The 12,413-nt window shown below is 44.2% G+C and carries 8 protein-coding genes; 1 reads left to right on the forward strand and 7 read right to left on the reverse strand.

Annotated features, from left to right (window positions below; translation table 11 throughout):
- Window positions 1–216: 216 nt before the first annotated feature.
- Window positions 217–1,410: an acetate/propionate family kinase gene (locus V1U08_RS02690; RefSeq protein WP_020336024.1), complete on the reverse strand. Its 1,194-nt coding sequence runs from the start codon at window positions 1,408–1,410 to the stop codon at window positions 217–219.
- Between the two features lie 361 nt (window positions 1,411–1,771).
- On the opposite strand from V1U08_RS02690, the gene V1U08_RS02695 reads away from it, so the two are divergent.
- Window positions 1,772–3,310 carry a putative bifunctional diguanylate cyclase/phosphodiesterase gene (locus tag V1U08_RS02695; protein WP_014234483.1) on the forward strand — a complete coding sequence of 513 codons (1,539 nt, stop codon included), beginning with the start codon at window positions 1,772–1,774 and terminating at the stop codon, window positions 3,308–3,310.
- Between the two features lie 79 nt (window positions 3,311–3,389).
- Here V1U08_RS02695 and V1U08_RS02700 read toward each other — a convergent pair whose 3' ends face one another.
- The 6 genes from V1U08_RS02700 to V1U08_RS02725 form a co-directional block, all read right to left on the reverse strand.
- Window positions 3,390–5,297, reverse strand: coding sequence for a DEAD/DEAH box helicase (locus tag V1U08_RS02700; protein ID WP_330469847.1), 1,908 nt, complete (start codon window positions 5,295–5,297; stop codon window positions 3,390–3,392).
- Window positions 5,298–5,948: 651 nt separating this feature from the next.
- Window positions 5,949–7,097 carry a lactaldehyde reductase gene (gene fucO / locus V1U08_RS02705; protein ID WP_330469848.1) on the reverse strand — a complete coding sequence of 383 codons (1,149 nt, stop codon included), beginning with the start codon at window positions 7,095–7,097 and terminating at the stop codon, window positions 5,949–5,951.
- 15 nt (window positions 7,098–7,112) lie between these two features.
- The gene (fucA, locus tag V1U08_RS02710; RefSeq protein WP_330469849.1) at window positions 7,113–7,760 is read right to left on the reverse strand and encodes an L-fuculose-phosphate aldolase; all 648 of its coding nucleotides are present in this window, start codon (window positions 7,758–7,760) and stop codon (window positions 7,113–7,115) included.
- An 86-nt stretch (window positions 7,761–7,846) separates the two neighbouring features.
- Entirely contained in the window at window positions 7,847–9,301 is a 1,455-nt protein-coding gene (gene fucK / locus V1U08_RS02715; protein WP_330469850.1) for an L-fuculokinase, read from the reverse strand.
- A 42-nt stretch (window positions 9,302–9,343) separates the two neighbouring features.
- Window positions 9,344–11,092 (reverse strand): L-fucose isomerase, encoded by a 1,749-nt coding sequence (gene fucI, locus V1U08_RS02720; RefSeq protein WP_330469851.1) that lies wholly within the window; start codon window positions 11,090–11,092, stop codon window positions 9,344–9,346.
- 272 nt (window positions 11,093–11,364) lie between these two features.
- Window positions 11,365–12,081 carry a DeoR/GlpR family DNA-binding transcription regulator gene (locus tag V1U08_RS02725; RefSeq protein ID WP_014234489.1) on the reverse strand — a complete coding sequence of 239 codons (717 nt, stop codon included), beginning with the start codon at window positions 12,079–12,081 and terminating at the stop codon, window positions 11,365–11,367.
- Window positions 12,082–12,413 lie beyond the last annotated feature (332 nt).

Genomic DNA, 12,413 nt, shown 5'->3' on the forward strand with positions numbered 1-12,413 from the left:
AGTAGTGTTTGAGGTTGATTACAAACAAACCACGAAATTATACATTCATCACATATACATCACAAAACAATGCAATCACACAATAAATATGTGAGTTAAATACCTTAAAGGTGCCATCGGGTGCTATTCACTTATTTGTTGGCCGCAGAAATGAAAAAGCCCTTTCCAAATAGGAAAGGGCTTTAAGGGAAAACGCAAATTTAAAATGGCGCTATTTTACAATAGCTCAACCGACTGTTGAGCGATAACCCACTCTTCGTTGGTTGGAATAACCAATACTTTCGCATCCAGCAGTTCAGATTTACCAATTTCACCTGAATTACCGAATCGGGCATCTTCGTTGCCTTTCTCGTCTTCCACGAAACCAAGCAAGCTAAGGTTTTTCAGAACTTCACGACGAATATCCAGAGAGTTTTCGCCAATACCACCCGTAAAGATAACCGCATCTAGACGATCAAGAGGGATCAGGTAAGAACCGATGTATTTCGCAACACGGTAGGTAAACACTTCAAACGCTAATTTCGCACCTTCGTGACCTTCTTCCATCGCTTGCAGAATACCTCGTGCATCGGAAGTAACGCCAGACACTCCCAAGAAACCTGATTTCTTGTTTAGTGTTTCGAATACCTGTTCCTGAGTCCAACCTTTCTTTAATAGGAACTCAATGATGCCTGGGTCTAGGTCGCCAGAACGTGTACCCATCATCAAACCAGCTAGTGGAGTAAAGCCCATCGAAGTATCAACTGATTGACCATCTTTGATCGCACATACTGACGCGCCGTTACCAAGGTGTACCGTGATGAAGCTAGATTGCTCCACTGGCTTGTTTAGCATTTTTGCAGCTTCACGACTTACAAAGTAATGGCTTGTACCGTGGAAGCCGTAACGACGGATACCGTACTGCTCGTACAGCTCGTGGGAAATAGCGCCAGTAAACGCTTTTTGAGGCATCGTTTGGTGGAAGGCCGTGTCGAATACCGCAAATTGAGGAAGAGTCGGAAACGCTTCAATCGCAGCACGAATGCCGATAGCACCTGCTGGGTTATGTAGTGGAGCGAGATCGGCAAGCTGTTCGATTTCTTGTGTCACTTCATCGGTAATGCGAACCGTTGTAGTGAACTTTTCACCGCCATGAACGATACGATGTCCTACAGCCACGATGTCTTTAGCTAAACCTAATTCGTCGGTTAACCCTACTAGTTTTCCGATAGCGATTTTATGATGGCTATCGTCACCTTCGATAGAAACTTCCTTTTTTTCACCGTTGAATTTCCAGCTCATACGAGATTCTGGAAGACCAAAGCATTCGCCCAAACCACTCAGTACCGCGTCACCTGAATTTGAATCGATGACCGCGAACTTTAGTGATGAGCTTCCTGAGTTGATCACTAGTACAAACGAATTAGACATGAAATAGTTATCCTGTTGTGGAGCAGAGGTTGTCATTGCGCTTTCACGCAGCTTACGACTTATATGCTTTCTATTATTCAATAATTTTTTAATCTTTCAACTATCTTTTAAAATTAATGGTCTGATTGCACATTTTTTATTGATCTAGGACACTTTCTGATTTTATTCGATGCAAAAAAAATATCTTCTCATAAAAGAGAATTGTGATTCATCCGTCTTGTTTATTGACTAAATTATGAGCTAACTTATTTATTAGACGAATAAAAACAATAAACATAACAATACATCGGGGAATATCGTGCCGAAAATAACGCTTTTACTTGTCAGTTTAGGCTTAATGTTGCTCTGCTTCGGATGGCAAATGACAAAAAATATTCGCTCGAAAACGGATGTTTCTGGGTGGACCTGGCTTTTAGTACTGATCAGCTATTTTATCATTGCGTATGCAACGTACTTATACACCATTGCGCAAAACCCCTCAGGCTCACTCATCGAAACTGGTATATCTATACTCCTATTTGCTGGAAGCGTTTTTGTCGTCTTCGTCATCAAATTCAGTAATGACTCCATCGTCGAATTACATAGCCTTGCAAAGCGCGAAAAACAAAATGCCTTTCATGATGCGCTAACTGGTCTCCCAAATAGAAAATACTGTTTTGAGGTAATTGACGATCGTATTCAATCCGGCCTGCCTTTTTCAGTCATTCTCTTTGATGTTGTCAATTTCAAACAAGTCAACGATGCGATGGGGCACTTCTGTGGTGACCAATTACTGATTCAAATTGGTCAAAGGTTGCAAGATGCGCTTGAAGATAATGACAAAATATTTCGCGTCGGCGGTGATGAGTTTGTGATAATCACGGCATCTGCCACCGAGGAGGATGGCAAGAAACTTATCGTGAGGCTCAATAAAGCACTTTCCACTCGCTTTCACCTCGACGAATTCCAAGTATCTGCCGCTGTCGTGTTTGGCATAAGCACTTACCCTCAGGACGCAGAGTCCAATGAATTGCTGATAAAACATGCCGACGTTGCAATGTATCACGCGAAAAGTAACGGAAATCTTTTCGCATTTTATAACGACAATATGAATATTGGGGCTAAATATCAGCTGGAAATTTCATCACGTATTCAATTTGCGTTAGATCAGGATGAGTTTCGCTTGTATTACCAGCCATTGATTGATGCTCGTACTAGCGTCGTGGTGGGTTTTGAAGCAGTTATTCGTTGGCGAGATGGACAAGGTAATAACATTTCGCCAAACGATTTCATACCAATTGCCGAGCGAAGTAATCAGGTCAACAACATAACCATGTGGGTGCTGGGGCAAGTTGAAAAAGATCTCAAAACGTTTATCCGAAGAGGCATCAAGCTTCCAATTCATGTCAACTTATCCGCCAAAGACCTATCTTCAAACGTATTACTTACCCGCCTAAAAAAATTAATAGAACACTCTCCTGAATTTGCCCACCTTCTAAGTTTAGAGATAACAGAGACGATGGCGATTGACAAAGTGAAGGAACTTAACCCACTGATACACGAAATAAAAGGACTTGGCATCAAGATCAGTCTCGATGATTTTGGTACGGGTTATTCTTCACTCTCACTGTTAAGAGATCTTCCGGTGGATCAGATTAAGATCGACCGCTCATTCTTATCTACAGCGAACCGAACGGAAAGCACGCGCTCCATTGTTGAAAATACAATCGCACTTGCCCACGGGCTTGGTTACTCGGTAGTTGCCGAAGGCGTACAAGATATGGATACCCTGCATTTTTTACGACATCGTGGCTGTGACATCATCCAAGGTTACTTATTCTGCCCTGCTCTCCCATTAGACGAAGTGATCAATTGGGTAGCGGAGCACGACGAGAAACGCGACAGTTTCCTACCAGCATAAAAAAACCGAGCATGTTAACCATGCTCGGTTTTTGAAATCAGCTTTTTCTAACTCAGGTTATTTAATTAACCTGGCTCGATTATGCTTCCGGAGTGCGACGGCCACGGCCGTGACCACGTTCACCACGGTAGTTACCACGGTGATCACCACCACGGTTACGGTCGAAACGACGCTCAGCACCTTCGCGGTTACCATCACGGCTACCTTCGCGGTTGCCACGGAAACCACCTTCACGACGGCCACCTTCGCGACGAGCACCACCATCACGGTTACCACGGTAACCACCACCATCACGACGTCCGCCGTCACGACGACCACCACGAGACTCGCGGAAATCATCGAAGTCACATACTACCGCACCAACATCTTGTTGACGGATACGTAGTTTGCTCAACTTGTTCGCGGCTTCAGAAGTCATTGCTTTTGGTAGCTGAACGAAAGTATGACCTTGCGCTAGCTTGATAGCACCGATAGAACCTTTACCTAGACCAAGTTCATTTGCCAGAGCACCAACGATGTCTTTAACTTGAACACCTTGCTCACGGCCAACTTGTAGCTGGTAAGTATCCCAATCTTGGTTGTTGAAGCTGCGGCCACCTTCACGACCACCTTCACGGCGCTCTTTACGACGCTGCTTATCACGCTCAATTGCTTCTACCATTGGGTCTTCACCGATGTAGAACAGTGGGCGTTTGCCTTGTTGACGCTTAAGAAGCATCGCAGCAAGCATTGCTGGGTCGATTTCTAGAGAAGTTTGTAGTTTCTCAACCAACTCAGCAAACTTATCTAGTGATTTGTGCTCTTTCTCAGCTTCTAGTTCTGCACCTAGCTGAGCTAGACGAGCTTCAGCAACTTGGTCACGTAGAGGAAGTTGAATTTCTTCCATTGATGACTTAGTTACACGCTCGATAGTACGAAGCATGCGGATTTGGTTAGTGCGAACAAGAAGGATCGCTTTACCTTTACGTCCAGCACGGCCTGTACGACCGATACGGTGAATGTATGACTCTACATCGAATGGGATGTCGTAGTTAAATACGTGAGTAATACGTGGAACGTCAAGACCACGTGCAACAACGTCAGTCGCTACAAGGATATCGATAACACCCTGTTTGATGTGATCAACAGTACGCTCACGTAGAGACTGAGGGATATCACCGTGTAGTGCTGCAGCTTTAAAGCCACGAGCTGAAAGCCAGTCAGCTAGACGCTCAGTATCTTGACGAGTACGTACGAATACGATTGACGCATCCGTTTCTTCAGTTTCAAGAAGACGAGACATCGCTTCATCTTTCTCTACACCCTTCACTACCCAGAACTGCTGTTGAACTTTGTCTACAGTGTGGTTCTTACCAGCAACGTCTACCGTTACAGGGTCACGAAGGAAGCGCTCAACAATCTTTTTCAGCATTGGAGGCATAGTCGCAGAGAACAGAACGCGTTGTGCTGATTCAGGAGCGTGCTCCATGATTGCAGTTACGTCGTCTACGAAACCCATGTTTAGCATTTCGTCCGCTTCATCAAGTACGAAAGTATTAACTTCGTCTAGATGTAGACGTTCACGGTTGATAAGGTCTTGAACACGGCCAGGAGTACCAACAACAACGTGCGCACCATTCTTAAGTGCACGCATTTGATCAACGATAGAAGCACCACCGTAGATTTCTAGAACTTTCAAGCCCTTGATGTTTTTACCAAGGTTTTTCATTTCCGCTGCAACCTGAATCGCTAGCTCACGAGTCGGAGCAAGTACGATTGCTTGTGGTTTACGTTGGTTTAGATCTAGTTTGTTGAGAAGAGGCAGAGAGAATGCTGCCGTTTTACCTGTACCCGTTTGTGCCTTGCCCAGCGCGTCAACACCTTCCAACAGGTGTGGGATTGCCGCAGCCTGAATTGGGGTTGGTGACACGAAACCCATTCCGTCTAGAGCAGAAAGGATAGAATCATTCAGAGATAAATCACTGAATTGAATAACAGAATCTTGCATTGGGATCCTACTTAATTAAACAAAAAAACAGTCCCATATGCTCTTCCAATTCGATACTGAATTATCCAGATACTAAATCCATTCAGATAGGAATTAGCACAGTACACAACCGCGATAAGCCATTAGGGACGACTAAGGGAGGCGGATTATTCCTTAAATGCATAAAAAAAGCCAGAAAAAATTGAATTACATCACAATTTATTCTCAATAATGGCATTTTCCGCATAAAATACCACCAGCCCACCATTTCCCGCAAAAGCGCGCCATGAAAATTGATGAGTTCTTCACCAATCCCAAATCACTCTATCGCTGTTTATCAGCCCATATTTTACACCAGCGAAATGCGCTCTAACGATAATAATAGCCCGCATTTATTAGAGCGCACTAGCTCTAGCGTTAAGTTAAATCGAAGCGTGAAGGCCAACTGCTTAACGTCTTGCTCAAAAAGCAGACACAAACATTACTGATATGAGCGTTAGCGTCGTTAGTAGGGTTGAGCGAGCGTATACAAGGCCGCATAAAAAAATGGACCGAAGAGGAACTAACCAAATCATATAAGTGAAGCAAAAGACAGACAGTGTTTGAAGAAGGCTTCAACATTGCCTGCCATACATAAAGCTTACTAATAAGTCGGTTCAACTCAAAGAGCGATTAGATACATGCGATATATAACGCCTCAATTTCTTTTGGCGTTGGTTGACGAGGGTTACCGCCTAAGCATGGATCAGCCAATACTTTGTCTATCCAGTTTTTGCAATCATCATGGCTAATACCTAAGGTTTTAAATCCTTCTGGGATGCCAACGCGCTTAGATAATTGGCGAATTAAATCAACGGCTAATTCTGCTGCTTCTTTATCGTTTAAACCTTCTGTCTTCCCACCCATTACCTGTGCAATATCACGGAATCTCTCAGGATGCTCTTCTGCGTTAAACCCACATACTTCTGGTAGCAAAATCGCGTTGCACACACCGTGAGGTAGGTTATGTGTCGCACCCGGCTGATGAGCCATTGCATGTACTAAGCCTAAACCGGCACTATTGAACGCCATTCCCGCTAAAAACTGTGCGTTAGCCAATTCTTCACGCGCTTTGATGTTTTGACCATCTTCAACCGCTACGGGTAGCCACTGGGTAATGAGGCGAATCGCCTCTAACGCCGTTGGTTTAGTCAGGGTGTGAGCACCTGGTGTCACGTACGCTTCTACCGCATGAGTTAGTGCGTCCATACCGGTAGCTGCCGTGACATGACTAGGTAAATTAATCATCAAAGTAGGGTCATTCACCGCGATATCGGGAATTTGCTTAGAGTCGATAATGACCATCTTCACTTGTCTTTCTTCATCGGTAATGACTGAGTTTGATGTCATTTCCGCAGCAGTGCCCGCCGTGGTATTGATGGCAATAAAGAAATCACCTTCATTCCGTACTTTGCCGATGCCGTCAAAATCGACGATATCGCCAACGTTAGATGCCACAATGCGAATGGCTTTCGCACAGTCTACCGGGCTGCCACCACCAACCGCGATAAAGCAATCACACTCAGTATCGACATACATTTCCAAACCTTCGCGCACAAGTGATGCCGTCGGGTTGGGTGTCACGCGGTCAAACAACACATAGTCGATTGCAGCTTTATCTAACAGAGCAATCAGATGATCTAAGATTCCCAGTTCCACAAGATTTGCATCGGTCACGATCAATGCTCGCTGAATTGGCTGCTGGCTCAGTGTAGAAATCGCGTCATCAACAGCGCCAACCCCCGAGTAACTCAGTTTTGGTAGGTTTAATGCAAAGGCCATTTTATTTACTCCTTATTACTTCTCAACTCGTAAGCCATATGACTTGAATTTTTCCAGCACCACCTGCATAGACTCATCATCCAACGTTGGTACTTCTGGGTTAACCGCGAGAGCTTTAAGGTAAAGCTCTGCCAATACTTCGACTTCATGCGCTAACCAAAGCGCTTTGTCTAAGTTCACTTCCCCTGCGATCAAGCCATGGTGTTGAAGCAAGATTGCTTTGCTTTTTGAGATGCCTTCTTGCACGTACTTCGCTAACTGAGGACTGCCAAATGTCGCGTAAGGTACACAAGGAATTTCAGTCGTTCCCGATGCTGCAATCATATAGTGAATAGCAGGGATTGGTTTATTCAAGATAGAGACCGTTGCAGAATTGATCGCGTGGTTATGGACCACGGCATTTATATCTGGGCGATGTTGATAGCAAGTTAGGTGGAACAACCATTCAGAAGAAGGAAGTTTACCCTCTTCAAAGGTGCCATCTTCCCCAACATAGACAATTTGCTCAGGCGTCAGTTGTTCGTAAGGAATGCCCGTTGGGGTGATTAACATGCCGTTATCAAAGCGGACACTGACGTTACCTGCGGTACCTTGGTTTAGACCTAAACGGGTCATTTCGATACAAGTATCGATAATGTGTTGGGAAAGCTCTATTCTGTTCATTTTGTTAATCCTTAAATTTAAATGCTGGATAAGCCTTTTATGAGAGTGTCGCCGGTTGCGTTGGCGAAAGTGCAGGATGACTACCTCTAAGCATGGCTGTGCTCCCGTTTTATTTGATTTAAGACTGCCGTTGCTTCTGGATAGATCACACGCAATTTAGGACGCATGTTGTGTTGAGATTCATCGACAGAGCGGTAAAAGCCCACGCCATAAAATGCGAACATCGCTGCTCCAATTACCGTCGCTTCGGCCTGCTCTACGATATGAAGTGGTCGCTGTAACGCATTTGCACGAAGCTGATTCCAAAGCGGATTTTTGGTGCCACCACCCACGACAACGATTGGCTCGTCGCTCAATTGGCATAATTGATTCAGGTAAAGAAAACGTTGTTTCAGCTGTTGGCTTAATCCTTCAAATACCGCTCGGGCAATTTGGCCACGCGAAGTATGAATAGAAAGGCCTTCTATTGATCCTTGACCAATACCACTTTCATCAACCGATAAAGTTGGTTTAAACACCACACCACCAGCACCTGGCCCGGCGGCTTCAGCTTCATTAACCATGGTGGTGTACAAATCGTTTGAATGTTTTTCTGCACTGTAAAATTGCGTCACAACCCATTCAACGACCGCACTAGAGAGCCACTGTATCGCTGGGTTATATAAGCCTTTTAATGCATCGAGCTCTACGGTCACTCCATTATCCAACGCTTGTTGATTGAGTGCGGGACGCAGGCTGCGCGCCATTAAGATTTCCCAGGTGCCTGAGCTCAAAAACGCTTGGTTTTCTTTCGCTCCCGAGCCCACTAAAGCAAACTGAGTGTCGTGACCTGCGGAAATCACGGGTGTCCCACTAACAAGCCCCAATTGTTTGGCGATGTTTTCTGAAACATATCCCACCTTTTCACCGGCCATCACAAGCCTTGGGAAATGATCCGATGTCAATCCTAGGTAATTTAGCGCTTTAGCATTCCAGCTACAGGTTTCCACACTGGTCAGCATGGATGTGCCAGCCATTGTGTAATCGGTGGTCATTTCGCCAGTTAACCTGTGAGTGATCATCGATGAAATGAAGACAAATTTATCCATCTTTGCGTACACTTCAGGCTCGTTTTCTTTAAGCCAACGCAATTTGTAAAGCGTATTAAAACTGTAGTCTCCAATGCCGTTGCTTCGGTAGAGTTCCAGACGATCAACCTCATCTTCTACCGCTTTCATTACGGGTATGGTTCTCGGGCACTTCCAAGAGATAATTGGGTAAATCTGATTTCCATCACTATCAAACGGAGCACCATCAACACCAAATGTTGTTACGGTCACAGCCAGAACATTTTTCGCTCCGACTTGAGCCACGACATGCCGACCACACTCAAGGAGCTTTTGCCAGATGTCTTCGAAATCCCACAGGTGATAACTTGGGTTTAGCGCATCACATTTGGTCGAGTTTTTTATGAAATGAGACGCGACGATGACGCCTTTTTGGTCAATTGCAATGGCACGCAAGTTGGTCGCACCGCAATCTAAAACAATCACTACAGACATGGGGGCTCCTGAAGGGGGCGGGAATCACCCCGCCCGAGAAGATTACTTGTATAAAGGACCAAAGTTTGCGCAAGCACGGTAGTCTTGACCTTCTTTGTCCTGACCAAATGCCGTCCATGTGTGAGGGCGGAAAATGTCTTGCTCGTCAACGTTGTGCATTGACACTGGAATACGCAACATAGAAGCAAGCGTGATCAAGTCAGCCCCAACGTGACCGTAAGAGATAACACAGTGGTTCGCACCCCAGTTCGCCATGACTGAATACACATCTTTAAACGCGCCTTCACCGGTCAGGCGTGGAGCAAACCAAGTGGTTGGCCATGTTGGGTTTGTGCGCTCATTAAGCGTTTCATGCACCTCGGCAGGTAACGTCACCGAATGACCTTCTGCGATTTGCAGTACTGGGCCAATGCCCTTAATGATGTTGATACGATGCATTGTAAATGGCATACCACCATGAGTCAGGAAGTTCGATGAGAAACCACCGCCACGGAAATATTCAACATCGGCAGGTGGCCACTGGGTCGCAGCCAGACACGCTTCTGCATCTTGTGCATTCATATTCCAATGCGATTTAAATACAGGTTGACCTTGCTCATCACGAGCTTCCCCGCAGCCATCCAGAGCCGCTGAACCTGAGTTAATAAGGTGAATCAATCCAGACTCAGGGCGGTAACCACTAACGCGCTCTACTGAATCCTGTGACCAGTAAGTGCGCACGTCACAAAATACTTGCGCTTGGCCTGTCAGCATTTTTCCGAACAGCATATTTACGCCGTTCAAGCAGTCGTTTTCTGTCGCAATAGCAAACGGTTCACGGATGCCGTTCCAGTCAAATGACGAGTTGAGGACCGCTTCACTAAAGTCACCATTTGGTAAGTGATCTGTCCAATGACGTTGACCCTGGAAGCCGCCTGCAACAGCGTTGTGTCCCATCGCCTCTTCCGCATAACCCATTTCTGCGAGTTTCGGGTTACCAATCATCAGATCGCGCATGATCATCGTCATCTTAACCACGGTTTCCCAATCTTCGGTTTTACGCTCTTCGGTCATTGGAACTCGGTTGTAATCTTTACCTTCTTTGCAGTGCTCTTTTGTCCACGACAACGCCAGTTCAAACTCTTCTTTATCGAAGATTTCGCGGTCGAGACGACGTTTAATTTCAGTCATATCAACATACTCGTTGCGCATGCCTAAGTAATGTTGGAAGAACGGTTGGTCTACGATAGAACCCGCAATCCCCATTGAGACCGAGCCCATAGATAGGTAGGATTTACCGCGAATAGCAGCGACCGTTAAACCTGCGCGGCAGAAACGAAGGATCTTTTCCTGAACATCGCTAGGAATAGACGTGTCATCTTTATCCTGAACTTCTTCGCCATAAATAGAAAACGCGGGTAAACCAAGTTGAGAGTGACCTGCCATTGCTGCGGCTAGATATACAGCCCCAGGACGTTCGGTACCGTTGAAGCCCCAAATCGCTTTTGGCAGATGTGGATCCATATCCAGCGTTTGAGTGCCGTAACACCAGCAAGGGGTAACGGTAATAGATACGCCAACGTTCTCACGCTTGAATTTTTCTGCACAAGCTGATGCTTCGGCTACACCGCCAATGGTCGTATCGGCAATAACACATTCAACCGCTTCACCGCTAACGTGACGTACATTTTCAGTAATAAACTTGGCTAAGTTGTTAGCCATGTTCATTGTTTGATCTTCAAGAGACTCACGAACCCCAAGACGACGACCATCGATTGTTGGACGAATACCGATTTTTACTAAGTTTTTCATTTTCGATTCTCTATTTCACACTAACGAGAGATTATTTTTGAATTTGGTAGCCTTTAAGGCCAAATAAGACTAAGTAGACAAAGCCAATTAACGGGATAATGAACGCAGTCTTAATATCCTTCGATTTATATAGATTTAGTTATTACTTGGTTTGTATATTTTTTAGACTTTATTGGATTGGTGGATGATAAAACGTCCGTCATTTTAACTTTCTTCAAGTGTCACTATCCCTCCCGAGAAACAGGAACAGCTTTTACATTATGTAAAATTAATTAGAACTGTGTATTAACATCAGCATTCGATATTACAATATCTATTTCATCGAAGTTGCAGACCTTTAATAGACTTTTTTTCTTATACTTGCTCTTATCCGCTAAGAGGATTACTTTTTCTGAAACGTTGATGAACATTTTCTTTATTTCATAGTTGTATTCATTAGAGTCCCACACACCGGATAACTCATCGAAACCAACACATGATATAACACTGACATCAAGTGACATTTCAGCTAAGGTTTTTCTCGCAATAAGCCCATAAAACGCTTTGTACTTTTCAGAGAAAGAACCACCTAAACTAATTATTGAGATATTATTTTTACCACTTAACACATTTATATTGTTAATGGAGTTGGTGACGACTGTACATCTCATATTAGGTAGTGCCTGAGCGACAAGCCAGCTAGAAGAGCTTGCGTCTAAACCAATAACTGAACCTTCGTAAATATTGGAAATGACTTGATCGACTAAATCCATTTTGTCGTTAACATTGCGATTCGCTCTGTTGTTGAAAGACGTTCCTTCATCTTTATAGTTTTTGCCTATTGCTCCACCATGAACTCGTATCAGCTCCCCTTTCTCATCCAGAACTTTAAGGTCTCTGCGTATCGTCTCAACCGAAACATCAAGGTCATTAGCCAAATCCGTCACAAATGCCTTTCCGGACTTGTTAACAACATTCAAAATGTAATTGGTTCTAGATATCGACTTCATTGGTTATCTTCTGCATTTCCTTTACATGCCGCAGATAATAACTTTTAGCTCATTCAAATGTTAGGCAATGCTCATGTGATTTTTGGAAATTTTAAATAAGTTGACCGAAATATAGAACGACACCACAAAAAAACGGGCAATTCCCCAGATAAACGGGCATAAGAAACAATAATTTAAAGTAATAATCACAATTGGTATATATCAGTCAAAAACGGGCACTGGCAGGCAATAACGATTTAGAATAGATTAAATGATAGATATATGTGATATGACTCGTAAATGGCTTATTTTTTATTGGATTTATATTTAAAACTTATTCGATATGTATCTAG

The organism is Vibrio sp. YYF0003, assembly GCF_036350715.1.
Classification (GTDB): Bacteria; Pseudomonadota; Gammaproteobacteria; order Enterobacterales; family Vibrionaceae; genus Vibrio; species Vibrio natriegens.

What these genes read in the sequence shown, in the direction of transcription:
- V1U08_RS02690 (WP_020336024.1), bottom strand. Translation starts at nt 1,410, where the DNA reads ATGTCTAATTCGTTTGTACTAGTGATCAACTCAGGAAGCTCATCACTA.
- V1U08_RS02695 (WP_014234483.1), top strand. Translation starts at nt 1,772, where the DNA reads ATGACAAAAAATATTCGCTCGAAAACGGATGTTTCTGGGTGGACCTGG.
- V1U08_RS02700 (WP_330469847.1), bottom strand. Translation starts at nt 5,297, where the DNA reads ATGCAAGATTCTGTTATTCAATTCAGTGATTTATCTCTGAATGATTCT.
- fucO (WP_330469848.1), bottom strand. Translation starts at nt 7,097, where the DNA reads ATGGCCTTTGCATTAAACCTACCAAAACTGAGTTACTCGGGGGTTGGC.
- fucA (WP_330469849.1), bottom strand. Translation starts at nt 7,760, where the DNA reads ATGAACAGAATAGAGCTTTCCCAACACATTATCGATACTTGTATCGAA.
- fucK (WP_330469850.1), bottom strand. Translation starts at nt 9,301, where the DNA reads ATGTCTGTAGTGATTGTTTTAGATTGCGGTGCGACCAACTTGCGTGCC.
- fucI (WP_330469851.1), bottom strand. Translation starts at nt 11,092, where the DNA reads ATGAAAAACTTAGTAAAAATCGGTATTCGTCCAACAATCGATGGTCGT.
- V1U08_RS02725 (WP_014234489.1), bottom strand. Translation starts at nt 12,081, where the DNA reads ATGAAGTCGATATCTAGAACCAATTACATTTTGAATGTTGTTAACAAG.